The sequence below is a fragment of the Pedobacter immunditicola genome, from assembly GCF_037482985.1.
Classification (GTDB): Bacteria; Bacteroidota; Bacteroidia; order Sphingobacteriales; family Sphingobacteriaceae; genus Pedobacter; species Pedobacter immunditicola.
In genome coordinates, this window is record NZ_JBBHKC010000002.1 from 375,008 (window position 1) to 393,455 (window position 18,448).

10 protein-coding genes are annotated in these 18,448 nt (G+C 39.0%); 6 read left to right on the plus strand and 4 right to left on the minus strand.

Annotation, left to right across the window (positions count from 1 at the left end; translation table 11 throughout):
- Positions 1-47: 47 nt before the first annotated feature.
- Both WG905_RS04160 and nhaA read right to left on the minus strand, forming a co-directional pair.
- Entirely contained in the window at positions 48-1,355 is a 1,308-nt protein-coding gene (locus WG905_RS04160; RefSeq protein WP_339590446.1) for a DUF389 domain-containing protein, read from the minus strand.
- Between the two features lie 21 nt (positions 1,356-1,376).
- The gene (gene nhaA / locus WG905_RS04165; protein WP_339590447.1) at positions 1,377-2,546 is read right to left on the minus strand and encodes a Na+/H+ antiporter NhaA; all 1,170 of its coding nucleotides are present in this window, start codon (positions 2,544-2,546) and stop codon (positions 1,377-1,379) included.
- A gap of 368 nt (positions 2,547-2,914) precedes the next feature.
- Between nhaA and WG905_RS04170 the strand changes: the two genes are divergently transcribed.
- Positions 2,915-6,460 carry a CheR family methyltransferase gene (locus tag WG905_RS04170; RefSeq protein ID WP_339590448.1) on the plus strand — a complete coding sequence of 1,182 codons (3,546 nt, stop codon included), beginning with the start codon at positions 2,915-2,917 and terminating at the stop codon, positions 6,458-6,460.
- 53 nt (positions 6,461-6,513) lie between these two features.
- Here WG905_RS04170 and WG905_RS04175 read toward each other — a convergent pair whose 3' ends face one another.
- On the minus strand, positions 6,514-6,963 hold the full coding sequence (locus WG905_RS04175) for a TlpA family protein disulfide reductase (RefSeq protein ID WP_339590449.1): 450 nt from the start codon (positions 6,961-6,963) through the stop codon (positions 6,514-6,516).
- 358 nt (positions 6,964-7,321) lie between these two features.
- Between WG905_RS04175 and WG905_RS04180 the strand changes: the two genes are divergently transcribed.
- Positions 7,322-8,194, plus strand: coding sequence for an alpha/beta hydrolase (locus WG905_RS04180; RefSeq protein ID WP_339590450.1), 873 nt, complete (start codon positions 7,322-7,324; stop codon positions 8,192-8,194).
- Positions 8,195-8,236: 42 nt separating this feature from the next.
- On the opposite strand, the gene WG905_RS04185 is transcribed toward WG905_RS04180, so the two are convergent.
- A complete protein-coding gene (locus WG905_RS04185; RefSeq protein WP_339590451.1) occupies positions 8,237-9,238 on the minus strand; it encodes a LacI family DNA-binding transcriptional regulator in 1,002 nt (333 codons plus the stop codon).
- A gap of 350 nt (positions 9,239-9,588) precedes the next feature.
- Between WG905_RS04185 and WG905_RS04190 the strand changes: the two genes are divergently transcribed.
- Genes WG905_RS04190 through WG905_RS04205 form a run of 4 tightly spaced genes read left to right on the plus strand, consistent with a single transcriptional unit; the run spans position 9,589 to position 18,435 of the window.
- Positions 9,589-12,639 carry a SusC/RagA family TonB-linked outer membrane protein gene (locus WG905_RS04190; protein WP_339590452.1) on the plus strand — a complete coding sequence of 1,017 codons (3,051 nt, stop codon included), beginning with the start codon at positions 9,589-9,591 and terminating at the stop codon, positions 12,637-12,639.
- 10 nt (positions 12,640-12,649) lie between these two features.
- Positions 12,650-14,137: a RagB/SusD family nutrient uptake outer membrane protein gene (locus tag WG905_RS04195; protein WP_339590453.1), complete on the plus strand. Its 1,488-nt coding sequence runs from the start codon at positions 12,650-12,652 to the stop codon at positions 14,135-14,137.
- Entirely contained in the window at positions 14,121-16,721 is a 2,601-nt protein-coding gene (locus tag WG905_RS04200) for a glycerophosphoryl diester phosphodiesterase (protein WP_339590454.1), read from the plus strand. The genes WG905_RS04195 and WG905_RS04200 overlap by 17 nt, the downstream gene beginning before the upstream one ends.
- A 40-nt stretch (positions 16,722-16,761) precedes the next feature.
- Positions 16,762-18,435 carry a sodium:solute symporter family protein gene (locus WG905_RS04205; RefSeq protein ID WP_339590455.1) on the plus strand — a complete coding sequence of 558 codons (1,674 nt, stop codon included), beginning with the start codon at positions 16,762-16,764 and terminating at the stop codon, positions 18,433-18,435.
- Positions 18,436-18,448 lie beyond the last annotated feature (13 nt).

Genomic DNA, 18,448 nt, shown 5'->3' on the forward strand with positions numbered 1-18,448 from the left:
GGATTAATAACCTGTTGTATTGTAGCCATTTGACGACGGAGATTGGCTTACTCAATGAACACTTTCACTGAATCAGAAAGGACGCGACTCTTGAACCAATTGCGAAGTTTCTCCTGTTCTCTCTTTGTCTTTTTAATATCGCGTGTCGAAACGAACAGAACCTGGTATTTATTAAGCTTCAAAGAGTCATCATAAAGTAGCTGTTCTGATGTTCCACAAGCAATAATTTCAGGAAAAAGAGATTGAAGCTCTTTTATTAACTTACCTCCCAACTGATTGGCCTGCTCCAAACTGTCCTGCCTACTGATATTTAATATTAAATCTGACTTAAGCCGGTTAATTTCTCTTTGCTGATCATCACTTTTAACCATGACCGTAGTGTTTTCATCTACAGAAAAGCCCTGCTGTATAAATACTTTATCGCTTTCTAATCCATAATGTTTACATTTTGCCAATAGCGCTATTTTTACATTTTGGGGGATAGGTTTTCCACCATATACAAGCTTTAAAGTGCGTTTTGAAGGGTCAATCTCATACTTCAGCAAATAATCTCCTTCAATATGGCTTTCATTTTTGACAAAGGAATTCGCATCTTGATTGAACTGTTCCTGCCTTACTAAAATATATCCAAAATAGATACTGGGAACCAAAGTAACAAACACAACTATGCTTACCCATCGGTTTGCTTTCTGCTTTAGCGCATTATCGGTGTTATTCCATATTGGATATTTTAAGAAACGTACGGTAACAAGTGTGGCCAAGGCTATAAAAACAGTGTTGATGGTGAAAAGATAAAAAGCTCCGAAAAAATAGGCCCAGTTGGCAGTAGCCAGTCCATAACCAGCCGTACATAAAGGTGGCATCAATGCGGTTGCTATGGCTACTCCTGGAATAACATTTCCTTTGTTTTTACTAGAGAGCGCTACAATTCCGGCCAAACCACCTACCAAGGCGATAATTACATCATATATATTCGGTTGTGTTCTGGCTAACAATTCCGAATGCGCTTGATTCAATGGTGTAATTAAAAAGTATAATGTAGACGCAGATAAACTTGAAAGAACAGCAAAACCAAAATTGTAAAGCGATTTCTTAAAAATGCTGAATTCGTAAGTTGCCAGGCCATATCCAATTCCTAAAATCGGACCCATTAACGGAGAGATTAGCATTGCCCCAATAATGACCGCGGTGGAGTTGACATTTAATCCTACGCAAGCGATGAATATTGCAAAGATCAAAATCCAAAGATTGGTACCTTTAAAATATATACCCTTTTCCACCGTATCGTGGATTAGGGCATAGTCTTCTCTTTCTGATGATATATTAAACTTATCTATGATTTTGGTGAAATCCATATGTCGAGTTTTAAAGCTTATTTACCTTGATCTTTTGCTGTTTATACTTAACAATATAGCTCCTGAGAGGCCCGAGATCACCGAAGCAAGCAACACCGAAAATTTAGCTTCTGATAATAAAAAATCATTTCCAGCAAAAGAGAGTAAAGCGATAAATATAGACATGGTGAAGCCAATACCGGCCAGCATTCCCACGCCTATGATATGTATCCAGGTGGCTCCGGCAGGCAAACGGCAGATACCAGTTTTAACCGATAGCCAGGATATTAAAGTTATGCCCAATGGTTTACCGATGCATAATCCAAGGATGATTCCCATGCCAAGTGGCGTGAAAATACCGCCCAACATTTCTTTTTCAAAATGAATATTGGTGTTTGCGAGCGCAAACAAAGGCATAATTAGAAAGTTGACAGGTTTAACCAAGGCATGCTCCAGTTTTTCTAAAGGAGATTCTGTCGCATCAGCCGTGGTCGGTAAGGTCATCGCAACCATAACACCTGCAATGGTGGCATGTATTCCTGAATGGTGAATAAAATACCATATAAATACCCCTGGGATTAAATAAAATAATAGACTTTTAACGCCCGATTTGTTGAATGCAATCAATAACATAAAAATGCCTGCAGCATATAGAAGATAGGTCGACTGAACTTCTTCGGTATAAAACACGGCAATAACCATGATAGCCATCAGGTCATCCACAATAGCCAGGGCTGCGAGAAATATCTTCAGGGAAATCGGTACTTTTTTTCCTAGTAGGGTAATGACTGCTATTGCAAAAGCAATATCGGTAGCCATGGGAATTCCCCATCCTCCTGCCGTTTCATGACCTTCATTTAAAAGAAAATAAATGCCAGCAGGTACAACTACGCCACCCACTGCGGCTAGAATAGGTAACATGGCTTTTTTAGGAGATGAAAGTTCACCTTCCACCATTTCCCTTTTTATCTCCAAACCAACCATCAGGAAGAAAATAGCCATCAGACCGTCATTTATCCATAGCAAAACAGGATAATTCAGTCCTGCAAATGATGTCCCAACTTTTGTTGCCAGGAAGTTTTCAAATGCTGGCCCCAAACTTGTGTTGGCAATGATCAAAGATATAACCACACAAAATAATAGTATAATTCCTCCGGCAGTTTCGGATTTAAAAAACTCCTGTAATGGCTTTATGTTTATAACTTGCTTCATTTAGCGAAAGTAATAAATTCCATAAGAACTGAAATTAAAAACAAAAACTTAGGTAATTTGGACTATTGTATTCTTATGTCTACCTGCAGGGTTTTTATAGCGCCGATATATGTTGAGGGATAAAAAACATGAAAATCGAACAAGTTTAAACGAGTTGGATACGCTCCTAAAAACGGAGTAAGGTATGGAAATTAGGCTGACAAATAGCCTAATCAAATAAATCTTTCAAGTAAAAAGTTTTTTTACAAAAAATCACTGATTTATTGATTAATTTTTATCTCATTTGTCATTTTGGCGATTGAAAATCTTAACCATGATTGGCAAAATTTAAAAAACTATTTAATTTTTGACCTGGATAACATTTACTAATGGCAAAGCATCAATATATAATAGCGATAGGCGCCTCTGCTGGTGGACTTGAAGCGCTAACCGCTTTTTTTGAGCACACCCCCATGGATAGTGTTTCTTATGTGATCATTCCACATTTATCCCCTGATTTTAAAAGCCGGATGGTGGAAATCCTTTCCCGTCACAGCAGCCTGGAAGTTCTTGAAGCTGAGGAGGGTATGAGGGTGGAAACCAATAAGGTCTATTTAATTCCTAATAGAAAATATATGGGGATTAAAGATGGGCAGTTATTTATGTATGAAAAGGAAGGACAGCCCTTACCACATATGACAATTGATGTATTTTTCACTTCCTTAGCAGAGGAAAGAGGAAATAGAGCAATTGGTGTTGTGTTATCGGGGGGTGGCAGCGATGGCTCACGTGGTGCTGTTGCTATAGAAAATGCCGGAGGCATGGTGATGGTTCAAGATCCTTCAAATGCGAAATTTGATGGGATGCCAAATGCTACTATTGCCATCAGCAATACCAGTTATATACTTCCGGCTGAGGAATTACCTATGGCTATTCAACAATATGTCCACGAAGATCAAAATATTGGCATTGAACCTGATGCGCCGCTAAGTGAGGAGTTTTTGTCCAATATTGTAAATTTGATCAAAGGACAGTTTCCATTTGATTTTACCGAATACAAGTTACCTACACTTGAACGCAGGATCAAGAGGAGAATGCTTCACCAAAATATTAAAGATGAAAACCTTTTCTTTTCCTACCTTCAAGAAAATCCGTCAGAAGTCGAGCTCCTTATCGGTGATTTTTTAATTGGTGTTACCTCTTTCTTCAGAGACGCCGAAGCATTTCATATTTTAGAAAATGAAGTAATTCCGCAAATAGTTGAACAAAAATCCGGGAACGATTATATTAAAATATGGGTGGCCTGCTGTGCAACAGGTGAAGAAGCCTATTCGTTAGCGATCCTTATTAAAGAATACCTGGTTAAAAACAAAATGGAAATCGATGTAAAAATCTTTGCTACTGATATCAACAGGACCGCACTTAACCAGGCTGCAAAAGGTGTTTTTTCAGACAAAATTGTTAAAACTGTCTCTCAGCAACGACTAGATGACTTTTTTGACAAGGGGGTGAATAATTATAAGATAAAGCCGGATATACGAAGAATGCTGATTTTTGCCCAACACGATTTAATTAAGAACCCTCCTTATTGCGATGTTGACCTCATTAGCTGCAGAAACATGCTTATCTATGTTAAACCAGCATTACAAAAGCAAATCTTATCCAAACTCAGTTTTGGCCTGAGAAAAAACGGTTATTTATTTTTAGGTTCCAGTGAAAATATATCTATTGCAAAGGATGATTTTACAGAGGTAAGTGCTAAATGGAAAATTTATCAAAGTGTGGTCATCAAGCGGCGCATAAACATTGACAACTCCCTGAGCGCCCCTCTCTCTGATCTTCCGCTGGAATTTATAAAAAATGTAACGAAGGATAAAATTTCTACTATGCAGCCCGCTTTATTACCCAGTATGACCGAAATGATCTTAACCGAAAGCGGGTTTTGCGGCGTAAGCATAGATCAGGAAGGGAATGTGATTCAAGCTTTTGGGGATCTTTCCCCGTATCTTAAATCCGAGCGGTTTAATTTTAACTTGCAACAATTACTACCGGAAACTTTGGCGTTGGCCTTTAGCGCCTCCTTAAATAAAGTAGTAAAGTTAAATCAGCGGGTGAGAATAAATAACATTGAATTTACTGAACCTGATTCCGCCAGAAGCAGTCGGGTAGATTTGTTAATCAGTCCTTTTGGTGACAGGAAGTCAAAAATAAAAGGTTTGATGGTGCTCTTTAAACCTGTTGTCGAAACACCGGAAGGTCAGCGGGCGGGAAAGGATTTTAGTATTGATATCCAAACCAAGGAGTACATTGCCCAATTAGAAGAAGACATTTATCAGTTAAGACAAGACCTGCTTTCCTCCAGTGAACTTCTGGAAAGTTCTAAAGAAGCAATGCAGGCCTATAATGAAGAACTATTGTCAGCCAATGAGGAAATGCAAAGTACAAATGAGGAACTCCAATCTATTAATGAAGAACTGGAAACCATAAATACCGAACACAAATACACTATTGAGGAACTGACAAACCTAAATGATGACCTTAATAATTATTTCCGCAGTAACATTAACGGACAACTGTTTGTAGATCGGGACATTCTGTTAAAAAAATACTCTCCTGGAGCAATTAAGCATATTAACATCCGTGAGAGTGATATTGGTCGGCCCCTAAGTAATATTACGACTAATATCAAGTTTGAAACCTTGATCGAAGACATTAAAAAAGTAATGAGCAATGGGGAGATCATCATACAGGAAATAGAGAGTAACGAGGGGAAAATCTATCAGGTCATGACAAGCCCTTATTTACGGAAAAGCAATAAAGAAATTTATGGTGCTATTATCACCTTTTACGATATTTCGGAATTAAAGAAAATGCAGGACGAACTGAAGGAAACCAGTAAAATGCTTGGTTTGGCGACAGTTGCGGGTGAAATTGGCACCTGGTCTATAAATGTACATACCCGTGAACTCATATCTTCGCATCGCCTCAAAGAGATTTTTAGCTTCCCCACTGAGGAGCAAATGACCTTTGATTTAATGATAGCACAGATTGTTAGCGAACAGCAGTCTTTAGTCCGAAATTCAATCGAAAAATCAATTACAAGTGGCGAAAAATTTGAAATAGAGTACCCTATTCACGGATTCCAGGATGGAAAACTCCGCTGGGTCAGGGCCATGGGAAATCTCACCCATAATAAGGAGGGGAAAACAGAGTACCTGACCGGTATCATGCACGACGTGACGGATCATAAGCTGGACGACATGCGAAAAAATGATTTTATCTCCATTGTAAGTCATGAACTAAAAACTCCGCTCACCTCACTTACCGGTTACTTACAGATTTTGGCTGCGAAGGCACAAAAAGTGAATGATACATTTGGTATTAATGCCCTGGCTAAGGCCAATTACCAGGTGAAAAAAATGACCACCTTGATCAACGATTTCTTAAATGTATCCCGACTTGAAAATGGTAAAATTTATCTGAACAGGCAAACTTTTGAAATTGACGAGCTCGTCAAAGAAATTGTAGAGGAGGTAATGACAAGCACATCTGGTTACCATATTACCCTATTACCAGGCTGCAAGTTAACAGTAAATGCAGACCGGGATAAGATCGGCCAGGTAATTAGTAACCTCTTGAGCAATGCGATAAAGTATTCTCAAAAAACCTGCAATATTGAGGTGTCCTGTGTGGAATTACCCAATGTTGTACAGGTAAGCATTAAAGATGATGGAATAGGTATAAATATCGAGGATCAGGAAAAGTTGTTTGACCGTTACTCTAGAATAGAAAGCATGAATACAAAAACCATTTCAGGCTTTGGAATTGGTCTTTATCTTTCTTCAGAAATTATACAACGGCACAATGGAAAAATTTGGGTGGAAAGCAAAATAGATGAAGGTTCAACATTTTGCTTCAGCCTGCCACTTGTTTAGGCATGCAATTATTCTCCCTGTTTGATTTCTATAGGCCTAAGGCTGGATGAACGTTACGGCTGCTTCTCCAGCATCCTTTTAAGAAACGTTTCTAGTTCGTCAACGGAGTTGGTGACTTTTACCACCTTTCCTGCTTTGTCTACTAAAAAATGCGTTGGATAAGCATAGACATTTAATTTGTCGGACATATAACTTGCTTGTGCCGCCACAGTCTGGTAATCAAACTTTGTGTTTTTCAGAAAAGTTTTAAGAGACGCTTCTTCATCTGTTGCTAAACTCAGAAAAACCATATCCTTTCTATGGCGATAGCTTTCGATCAAAGTATTTAACGCAGGCATTTCCTTGACACAAGGTACACAAGCAATGAACCAACATTTTAAAAGCAGTATTTTACCCTTGGTGTTTTCACTCGTATATCTGTCACCTTCTATGGTTACAAAATCAAACTTTGGAACAGGCCTTCCTTCCATGCGGTAAAACACCAGTTCCTTTTTAGCAAACATTTTCATGTAATCGGCAATGGAACCTTGTGCTCCCGGCGGCGAAGTTTTTAATTGGTATCTTATAGAATCTGTTGGATTGATGGCTCTACTTCTATAGCTGCAAGTTCCGGTTTGGGTGGAGTGTTTACCAGCGCATAGACTTATAATTTGGTATACTCAATGTATGCATTTAACGAGCTACAATCAAACTAAATACTTCCAGTTTCATGGCGTACGATTACCGTATGAAGAAGTAAAGATATTTTTTTTAATAAACTTCGATGATTTATATTGCGAACTTCCAAAATAATATTGTAACCCGAGCTAGTATACATTAATTTTTACTATTCAACTTACCACATAACCAATTGCAAACTATATGAAATTTGGACTCAAAACTAATTGCAGCATCACCTCTTGTGTTTTTTTACTTTGTGTTTTTGTTTTTACCAGTATTAATGGCTTCGGACAACAAATCTCGGGACGCAAAAACAATATCTTTTATTACCCCGATTCCACATCCGTGACAGATGCATACGTCAAGTCTCAGTGTAAGCTTGATATCTACTATCCTAAAAATGTAAAGAACTTTGCAACCATAGTTTGGTTTCATGGCGGAGGAATTACAGGAGGTGGGAAAGAAATTCCCAGGGAGTTAATAGATAAAGGAGTCGCCATCATTGGCGTGGGTTATCGTTTATCGCCAAAAGCAACAGCGCCCGCTTATATTGAGGATGCTGCGGCTGCGGTCGCCTGGGCATTCAAGCACATTGCAGCGTATGGAGGAAACAACAAACTGATTTTTGTATCAGGCCACTCGGCTGGCGGGTACCTGGGAACGATGGTTACACTCGACAAGCAATACCTAAGCAAATATAACATAGATGCCAACAGCATCGCCGGACTGATCCCTTTTAGTGGCCAGGCGATTACACACTTTACTGTTCGCCATGAAATGGGAATAAAAGACATACAGCCTACCATCGATAAATATGCGCCTTTATATCATGTGAGGGCAGATGCACCACCAATGTTGCTGATCACGGGTGATCGGGAGATGGAATTGCTTGGCAGGTATGAAGAGAATGCCTACTTCCGCAGAATGATGAAACTGGCCGGACATCAATCAACCAGGTTATATGAGCTTCAAGGCTTTGATCATGGGGGAATGGCCGTCCCTGCATTTCCATTGTTACTAAAGGAGGTTGCAGCGCTGAAGAAGTCGATCTTGAAACAGTACTTCGGAGGATGATCCTTCAGCCTATATTAAAAATATATTTTAAAAATAATTTACTTAACTGGACGTGCGAACAATTAATGTAGTTTTCAATTGACAAATGACCGACTTCTTTTTTTCGCTTTCAATTTCATCGAAGAGCAATTGAGCTGCTGTCCGACCCATTTCTTCGACAGGTTGAGAAACGGTGGTCAATCCAATTAATTTGGATGCATAATCATCACTGAATCCTACTATTGCAATATCTTCTGGAATGCTCAATCCTCTAGCCTTAATCATTTGAATTGCTTGTATGGCCGTCGGGTCATTAATACAAAAAATCGCATCAGGAGGGTTTATCATATCCAGCAGATGGCTGATATATACATCTCCTTTGTTCGCTGAAAGATCCGAAACAATAATCAAATCTTCATTTATTTCATGTTTATAATGCCTTAATGCATCTAAATAGCCATTAAGTCTTTGCTTGCTCAGTTTAAGTGATTTCGGACCAGCTAAATGAGCTATTCTTTTTTTTCCAGTTTTGATTAAATGTTCGGTTGCTTTATAAGCGCCTTCATAATCATCAACAATAACTTTTGGTACCATCATTTCATCACAAACGCGATTGAAAAATACCACTGGAATATTTTTTCGTTCAAAAACTTTAAAATGGTCAAAATTTAAAGTTTCCTGAGTAATTGACACTAGTAAGCCATCCACCTGGTTTCCTAAAAGTAATTTTGCATTCGCGACTTCCATCTCATAGGATTCATTTGATTGCATGATTAATAATAAATAATCTTTTTTTTTGGCAATTTCCTGAACTCCTAAAATTACTTCAGGGAAAAATGAAGAAACAAAGTCAGGTACAATGATCCCTATCGTCTTGCTTCTTCCTTTTGTTAAGTTTCTGGCAATTATATTTTTCTGATAATCTAAACTCAATGATAATTCAATTACTTTTTCTCTGGTTTTAGCATTTACATTCGGATGCCCGGTAAGTACCCGTGAAACGGTGGATTTACTAATATTCAGTGCCTTAGCAATATCTATTATCGTAATCTGGTGACCTTTCATACCTCATCATTGTTTATTTGGTTAGCGAACTATTGGGAACAGTCTTAAAGTAAGATTTTCCCTGGAAACGAATGTAAAATACTTTTTTAAAGTATGGTAAGCTCTCACTTGTTTGACTAGATGAACTTTGGCAAAGCACACTTGTCATTAATTTCTTAAGATTTAAATAATTTAGAATCTGTTAAATCTATTCTTTTTGGGAACGCTCCCAATTAGTGGGAGCGTTCCCAAAAAGAATAATCACCTATAAGTATATTTTATATCCTTTTAATTTCCCAAATTCATTCTAGATAATGAAATGTTACAAAGGGAAATTCATTATCATAACCAGATATTTAATATAAGCTTGTATGAAGAAAAATTACTTTTATGTGCTTCGGCATATTAAATGGTGTCTGTTTGTAATGCTTGTTTTTTCAGAGCTTGCCAGAGCCCAAACCAATGTGGTAACAGTAAGTGGAATTGTAAACGATGAAAAAGGGATACCCATCCCAGGCGTTACTGTAGTCCAGAAATCAACGAAAAAGGCGAGCGAAACTGATTTAAATGGAAATTTTAAGTTGATAAATGTTCCTGCAAATGCTACGCTAATTTTTTCATTTGTTGGGTATGTAACAAAAGAAATTCCCCTTAATGGTAAAACTCAGTTAAACATATCACTTTTACCTGATTCTAAATCTCTGAATGATGTTGTTGTTGTTGGTTACGGTACACAACGAAGGGCTGCGACAACAGGAGCAATTGCGTCCGTGAAAGCTGATGAGCTTACTCAAACGCCCATTGCCAACGTAGCTCAAGGTCTGCAGTCACGAGTTTCCGGGGTTCAAATTACGCAGAACTCTGCAGCGCCTGGCGGAAATATCAGTGTAAGGATTAGAGGGATAAACAGTATCAACGGAACTTCTGAACCTTTATATGTGATTGATGGTATACAGGTAGTAAACTCCGGAGGCATAACTGATATAAGCCCACTGTCAACAATAAACCCTGAGGATATTGAATCAATTGATGTGCTTAAGGACGCCTCTTCAACAGCTATCTATGGTTCAAGAGGAGCAAATGGTGTGGTTCTAATAACTACAAAACGTGGTAAAAATGGAACAACCAAGGTTGCATTTGATTCTTATTATGGGCAACAGAAAGTAACTAAAACTTTGGCGGTGCTAAATGCTGCTGAATTTGCAAAATCAGATAATGAAGTTTATAACAGGATAATTTACGCAGATCCGTTATCCGTTGGAGAAGGAACTGACTGGCAAGAACTGATTTTCAGAACTGCGCCAATACAAAGTCATCAGTTAAGTATTAATGGCGGAAGTGAAAAAACTCAATTCTTAGTTAGTGGAAATTTTACCGCCCAGGATGGTATTGTGGTTAATTCTGATTTCAAAAGGTACTCTTTTAGAGTTAACCTGGATCATCAGATCAGTGAAACTTTCAAGGTGGGAACCAGCTTGTCTCCATCTTATTCGGTCAACAACAGTGTTCCTTATGGCAGCACCAGTCAGGATGGCGCGGCATTCTCAGGTAGTTTAATGGGTGCTGCACTGGCAGCACCACCAACTTTGTTGCCTTACAGGGAAGACGGAACTTTATATCCGTTTGCTTTGCAGTCAGGTGGTGTAAATGCGGAAGTTGTGAATCCACTGGGATTGGCATCTATTCTGAACAAAACAGATGTAAAACGTACTTTAGCCAATGTATTTGGAGAGGCCAGGTTATTACCCGGATTAACCTATAGAGCTTCCTTTAGCGCGGATTTGCAAAGCAGCTTAAGAAATTTTTACTCGCCAAGGTCGATTGTTAATCCTTTAACGGTTAATGTTACTTCTGGAAATGCAGCCAAAACGAATGCAAATAGTACGCTGCTATTGCACGAAAGCATCCTGACTTATGATAAAAAATTTCACGAGCACCACAGCTTGAAAGTTACAGGGGTATTTGCAACCCAAAGTAATCACTTCACCAGCAATTCTGCCAATTCAAATGGCTTTGGTAATGATGTAACTGCCAACGAAGCTTTACAACTGGGTTTAGTGCAATCAGTAAGCAGTAACAGAACTGCCTATCGGATTGACTCTTATTTGGGAAGAATTAATTACGGATTTAAAGATAAGTACTTTTTGGACCTTACTGCCCGTAAGGATGGATCCAGTGTTTTTGGGGCAAGCCACAAATACGGTTTCTTTCCTGCAGTCGCTGTTGCATGGAGGGTTATTGAAGAGCCATTTATGCAGGAACAGAATTTTATTGATGATTTAAAAATAAGAGCTAGTTATGGTAAAACAGGTAATGCCGGCGCAATTTCTCCTTACCAGTCTCTTTCACTTGTTGGTACGAGTGGAAATAATAATTACGAATTCAACAGAGCCTATAATCTCGGGATTGCAGCCACGGGTATTTCAAATCCAGATTTAAGATGGGAACAATCATTACAAACTAACATTGGCGTTGACTTAGCTTTCTTGAAAAACAGAATCACTTTTATTGTGGATGTGTACGATAAAAAGACTACTGGACTTATTTATAACCAATTACTTCCTTTATCATCTGGTTACAGCAGCATGCTGGGGAATTTTGCAAGTATTCAGAACAGAGGTATAGAAATGGCTGCAAATGCAAAACTACTAACTGGTAATTTTAAATGGAGTGTAAATGGAAACTTTAGTATTAACCGAAATGAGGTATTAAGCATCGTGGGTGGTGTTAGCGAAACGTTTATATCCTCTTATTCTGTTATAAAAGTGGGTCAGCCGCTTGGCATTTTTAAGACCTACGTATTCGATGGTATTTATCAAACTGGCGAAACGGTATTAAGTGGATCAGGCAGTAGGGTTGGTGGGACCAAAGTAAAAGACGTTAATGGCGACGGGATAATATCAAGCAGTGACCAGGTAATTTCTGGAAATCCGAATCCTAAATTCATCTATGGCTTTTCAAGCAATATGGGGTATAAAAATTTCGACCTAAGTGCCTTTTTTGCTGGTAGTGAAGGAAATAGGATTTATAACTTAAGTAGGTATAACTTCGAGAACCCGAGTGGTGGGAAGAACACTTTCGCAGGTGTCGCCAGCAGGTGGTCTACAACAAATGCAAGTAATGAATTTGTAAGCACACAGGGAAATCAAGGGAGCAGGCTGCCAATTTCAGATCGTTTCATTGAAGACGGCTCTTTTTTAAGGCTTAAAAATGTCACTTTAGGTTACAAATTGCCTCCAATAAAAAGCATTTATTCTTTAAGACTTTATGTGAGTGCAAATAATTTATTCACTATGACCAATTATACCGGCTATGATCCGGAAGTAAATAGTTTTGGTAATTCAAACACTGTTTTAGGCGTAGATAATATCGTTTATCCACAATCAAAATCAATCTTATTTGGCGTCCAACTAGCATTTTAATTATTAGATCATGAAAAAATTTAGATATATCGCATTGAACTGCTTGCTCGTAGCAACATTATGTGCTTGTAATAAACTGGAAGAGGCCCCATTTTCCACGATTAGTGCTAATCAATTTTATAAAACTTCAGGTGATGCGCAAGCCGCATTAACGGCAGCTTATGGTTCCTTAAGGACTATTTATGACGGTTCTGCTATATTAATGAGCAGTGACTTTAGCGCTGATCAGGTTTATCCAAGACCGGTAGTTGGTCGCAATACGCTCACTTTATTCAGTTATGATCCTGCTTTTTCAGTCCAAGTTAGTAATAACAGGGTAGCTGAATCTCCTGTTGCTATGTGGTCAGGCTGTTATACTGGAATAGAAAAATGCAATCTTGTTCTGGAGAAAGTACCAGGAATAGAAATGGAGGAAAAGGTTAAGACTACCATTCTGGGTGAAGCATATTATTTAAGAGCATATTATTTCTGGGTATTGACAAAAGCATTTGGTGATGTGGTGATAAAAACTACGACAACAGCTACACAGGCAGATGCTTTCCATGAAAAAAGCGCAAAGGCAGATGTTTACAAACAGATTTATGCAGATCTGGACCTGGCAATTGCCAGTCTTCCTCCCTATAGCGCCTCCATCGTAAGAGGACATGTATCTGCTGAGGTTGCACAGGCATTGTATGCTAAAGTAGCTTTATACAACGAGGATTGGGCTAACGCCTTGGCAAAAGCACAATTGATTATAAATTCGGGTAAATATTCGCTGATGCCGGATCCCAGAAGTGTATTTACCGCTTCTATGAAAGATGCGGCGCGCACTGAGAACATCTGGTCATATGAAAGTGAATCTACTTCCCCTGGAGTTACCCAACAAATGACATCGCTTTATTCTCCTGTTGGGGGCTCACCTACTTATGGAACAACTGGTTTTGGATCAGCTTTCGCATATTATAGTTTCTTTAATTCATTTGCAGTAAATGATAAAAGAAGACAGCTTTTAGATACAACTTATGTAAACCTATCCGGGACTGTCGTTCGTCAAAAAAATATAACACCTGTTACACCCTTCGGTGTGCTGGTGAAGAAATATGCGGATCCGAATAATATTGGCGGAGCTACTGCTGCAAATATTCCAATTTTAAGATTAGCTGATATTTATTTAATAGCTGCGGAGGCCGAAGCCCGGTTAAACGGACCAACGACAACTGCCTATAATTATATCGATGTGGTCAGGACAAGAGCAGGAATAGAGAAATTAGCACCTGGCCTGAGTGCAACGGCATTTATCGATGCTGTTCTGCAAGAACGTTCCTGGGAGCTTTTCGCTGAAGGTGACCGCTGGTATGACCTAACCCGCACAAATACTTTTTTGACGGTAATTCCAAAGGCTATAAATGATATTTTCCCAGTAAGGACACCTACTTCCCGGAATCGTTATTTTCCAATTCCACAAGACGAAATTAATGCTAACACTAAATTAACTCAAAATGATCCCTGGAAATAGCAGACAAATAAAAGTCGGTGTTTTAGGCGTATTCCTATTCCTTTATACCACAATTTATGCCCAGCCAAAAGCCCAGCCGCTTGTGATGAATAACAACCAGGTTAAAATTGAATGGGAAAAAGGCGCTGCGGGTTGGAAGATAAAAATGCTTTCAATAAAAAGAAATGAAAACTGGATAAATCTGAGCAATCCTTCTGGTGAAAGTACTTTGCTTTACAGCGCTGAAAAACCGTCCAAAAAGTCCGATTCGGTATTTAAAACCACTACAGGAGTAAATTTTATTGAACCAGTATACAAATATCAAATTAATAACTGGAATGACAGCACCAATCCTGTATCCTTGAATACGGCAGGGGAAGCCTATTATTTTTATCCAAAAAATGCAAAACGGATTCAAAATAATCGGATTAGCTTTCAGGAGGTTACAGACCTGGGAATAGTTGATACCGAATGGAGTTTTGATTCTAAATTTCCAAGTGATATTGTAATCAAACAAACGCTGCATGTTAAAAAGTCGGGATATTTTTCCATGGCTAGCCCAACTTTAGCCCCAGTTTCAGAAAAGGATTTAACATGGGCTACCGTGCCAGGATATTTCCAAGGCAATAAAATCGAGAAGAATTTTGTACTGGCTTATGCATATGGCAATGGCGTTCCAAATTTGCCTGTTGTTTACAGGGAGCGTAGTGCGAGTACCCTTTCTCCAATGATTAGTTCCAGCAATGGCATTACAGTTTCGGCAATTCCGGATCCAGGTCTAGCCAGAGATCCTTATGCGAAAGATAAGATTACCCATGGAAACTGGCTCGTAGGTTTATCCCACAAAAATCGTAAATCTGAACTTGCACCAACGTTATATTATCCAGTTTTAGGGGAAACCAATTCGGCCCTAAAAACAGGTGATGTTGTAAGCTACAGCTTCAGGTATAGCCTCACAGACGGAGATTGGTTTAAAGCCCTAAATCATGCTATTTATGATATTTATAAATTTAAAGAAGCGCTAAATATGCGTAAAAACAGGCAATCTTTGACATCCAGAATCGAGGAAATGCATCAGTATTTAACAGATCCGGTTACTTCTTTATGGAACGTAGAAGAATATAAAAACATGAGTATTGGTGCGCAGTCTTATCTGGGCGGCGTAGTGGGTTCAGATAAGGACGCGATTAAGAATTCGGATTATGGTGCGATGTGGATGTTGGCTTCCATGACCAAAGATACCCTTCTTACACAGCAGCGACTGCCATATGCAATGAATTTTAAATTTGTACAGCAACAAAACGAGGAAGGTTTTTTTAAAGGTGCCGCCATTGGACAATACTACCTGACGAAGTCGAAAAAGTTTGTAGAAGAATGGGGTGCAGTTGTAGAACCGATCGGTTTGACCTATTATACGATGCTTGACATCGGAAATATCTTGCTTTTTGAACCTGGAAATCAAAAGCTGAAAGAACGCTTAAGAATGGGCGCGGAGACCTTATTAGAATGGCAGAAATCGGATGGAAGTTGGGCTGTAGCTTATGATCGGGAAACAGAGGCTGAGATATTTAGGGAACTGCGTGACCTTAGACCTACATTTTATGGGCTGATGGTGGCTTATCAGCTATTGGGTGATGAAAAATACTTGGTGGCTGCGCAGAAAGGTGCAGATTGGCTGATTGAGCATGCAGTAAATACCGGTAGTTTTTTAGGTGTTTGCGGCGATGCACGGTATGCAGCAGATTTTGCTACCGGACAAACTGCCCAGGCCTTCCTTGATCTTTATGAATTGACAAAACAGGAAAATTACAAACAAGCTGCAATAGCCACAGCAAGAATCTACACAGCTTCGATTTATACACACCCAATTCCCAGCCATCAAAAGAAGCTGGTCAATGGTGTAGTAAGGGAAGATTGGGAAATTGCACAGTCCGGATTGAGCTTTGAACACGGTGGGATATTAGGCTCATCCAATGGAGCTGGACCAATATTACTTGCCAGTCATGCAGGACTATTTATTCGAATGTATGAAATTACCAAAGACCAAATATTTATGGACATGGCTCGTGCTGCTGCAATTGGGCGCGATGCGTTTGTTGATTCAAAAACAAGTGTAGCTTCTTATTACTGGACAACAATGAATGCAGGAGCCGGTCCGTTCCCTCACCATGCCTGGTGGCAAATTGGATGGATTACGGACTATATTATGGCTGAAGCTGAAATGCGCTCTAATGGTAATATCATTTTCCCCAAGGGATTTATAACGCCTAAAGTTGGGCCTCACCGAACTTATAATTTTAAACCAGGTCATATTTTTAAGCAAGCTGTGGAGTTGAAAACAACCGAAAATTTTGTGCACTGCAACCTGCCTCAGGTAGATTATTTCGTTGCAAAATCTACGGATAGCCATAAAACCTATCTTGTTGTTTTAAATAATCAACCGCAAGTTGCCAACGCTAAATTAACCTGGGGAAATCATGGTAAGACATTTAAAAAAATCACGGTAATGGACCGTAATGGGACTAGTCTTTCAAAAATAAATATGCAGCTGGAAACCGCTTTAAGCTTGGAGGCTTACGGTTTAAAAATCCTGGTTTTGGAATAATCATAAATCTTCTCACCCTTAATAAACGCCTAATAATAATATGACTAATCTTGATTATGTAGTGATGGGTGTTTTTGCAGTTCTTATACTTGGTATAGGAATGGCATTTACACGTTCTGGAAGCAAAAGTTCTAATTCATATTTCGAAGCTGGTGGCGAAACGCCCTGGTGGATCAATGGTCTTTCTTTATTTATCAGCTATTTTTCCGCCGGCACGTTCGTTGTATGGGGCTCAATTGCTTACAAACATGGCTTTGTAGCCAATGGGATTCAATTAACAATGGTTTTTGCAGGTTTTTTTGTAGCTGTATTTATAGCTGGTAAATGGAAAAAAACAGGGTCAATAACAGCTGCAGAATACATTGGCCGTCGCTTTGGCACAAAAACTCAGCAGTTTTACACCTTGCTGATTATGATTTACAGCCTTGTTTCGACAGCTGCAGTCCTATATCCAGTTGGAAAAATGATTAATGTGGTTACTGACCTGCCTATTAATATCTGCATTTTAGTAATTGGTGGTATCATAGTTCTTTATACTGCAGCAGGAGGCTTATGGGCCGTATTGGTAACTGATGTTGTACAATTTGTAATTCTTACCGCCGCTGTATTAATAGTTATTCCGTTGGCACTTCATCATGTTGGCGGTATGAATAGCTTTGTTCAACGTGCGCCAGATCGCTTTTTTGAACTATTAAACCCTGAATACTCTGCTGGATTCTTTCTGGCCTTTATGGCTTATCAAATTGTTTACATTGGGGGCAACTGGGCATATGTTCAAAGGTATACCAGTGTAAGCAGCGTTGCTAATTCGCGTAAAGTTGCTTATCTATTTACTGGTTTGTATTTGGTAAGTCCATTTATATGGATGTTACCTCCGATGATCTATCGGGTACTCAATCCTGGTCTTACTGGTTTGCAACCTGAGGGTGCCTACATGATGATCAGCCAATTGGTTTTGCCAGCTGGTTTGATTGGTCTAGTTCTTTCAGGGATGGTCTCCGCCACGGCAAGTAAAGCAAATACCACCATTAATCTTGTTGCAGTCGTATTTGCGCATGACGTTTATAAAAAAATCATACGTCCTCATGCAACAGAGAAAAATCTGATCAGTGCCGCAAGAATTTTTACTGTTTTTTTTGGAATATTAACTATAATCATTGCAATGCTAGTACCACTGGTTGGAGGTATTGTGGAGATGGTACTCAGTACGGCATCCATTGCAGGCGGAGCTTTGTTTGCTCCTATTATATGGTCTTTGTATTCTAAAAGACAAAGCGCAACATCAGTGGTTTTAGCTTCTTTAGCTGGCTTGATCATCAGCTTATTTTTTAAAATAGCTGCCCCGGCGCTATTGGATATCCGGCTAACAAGAGTTTGGGAAACTGCTTTAGGGGTATGCATACCCTTATTTGTGCTTTTACTTGCAGAAATTTTCAACAAGCAACAAGTAGCGAATGTAGTGCAGGAAAGCCAAACGAGCGGCATTGAAGAAAAGCCTAATGTAACTAAGGCAAGTCACCATCAATCGCAAAAACAAAACATATTTGGAATTAAGGTTATTGCGATTTCAATCGGAATTGTTGGTGTTGGGGTTTTTAGTCTAGGCTTCACGGCCAATCAGGGCGTAGTGGCTATGATTGTAGGAGGAATCATTGCGTTGGCTTTTCTTCCAATCTGGCGTTCTGCATTAAAAATTCAGAGAACTATAATTTGATATAATTAATCCT

What these genes read in the sequence shown, in the direction of transcription:
- WG905_RS04160 (WP_339590446.1), bottom strand. Translation starts at nt 1,355, where the DNA reads ATGGATTTCACCAAAATCATAGATAAGTTTAATATATCATCAGAAAGA.
- nhaA (WP_339590447.1), bottom strand. Translation starts at nt 2,546, where the DNA reads ATGAAGCAAGTTATAAACATAAAGCCATTACAGGAGTTTTTTAAATCC.
- WG905_RS04170 (WP_339590448.1), top strand. Translation starts at nt 2,915, where the DNA reads ATGGCAAAGCATCAATATATAATAGCGATAGGCGCCTCTGCTGGTGGA.
- WG905_RS04175 (WP_339590449.1), bottom strand. Translation starts at nt 6,963, where the DNA reads ATGTTTGCTAAAAAGGAACTGGTGTTTTACCGCATGGAAGGAAGGCCT.
- WG905_RS04180 (WP_339590450.1), top strand. Translation starts at nt 7,322, where the DNA reads ATGAAATTTGGACTCAAAACTAATTGCAGCATCACCTCTTGTGTTTTT.
- WG905_RS04185 (WP_339590451.1), bottom strand. Translation starts at nt 9,238, where the DNA reads ATGAAAGGTCACCAGATTACGATAATAGATATTGCTAAGGCACTGAAT.
- WG905_RS04190 (WP_339590452.1), top strand. Translation starts at nt 9,589, where the DNA reads ATGAAGAAAAATTACTTTTATGTGCTTCGGCATATTAAATGGTGTCTG.
- WG905_RS04195 (WP_339590453.1), top strand. Translation starts at nt 12,650, where the DNA reads ATGAAAAAATTTAGATATATCGCATTGAACTGCTTGCTCGTAGCAACA.
- WG905_RS04200 (WP_339590454.1), top strand. Translation starts at nt 14,121, where the DNA reads ATGATCCCTGGAAATAGCAGACAAATAAAAGTCGGTGTTTTAGGCGTA.
- WG905_RS04205 (WP_339590455.1), top strand. Translation starts at nt 16,762, where the DNA reads ATGACTAATCTTGATTATGTAGTGATGGGTGTTTTTGCAGTTCTTATA.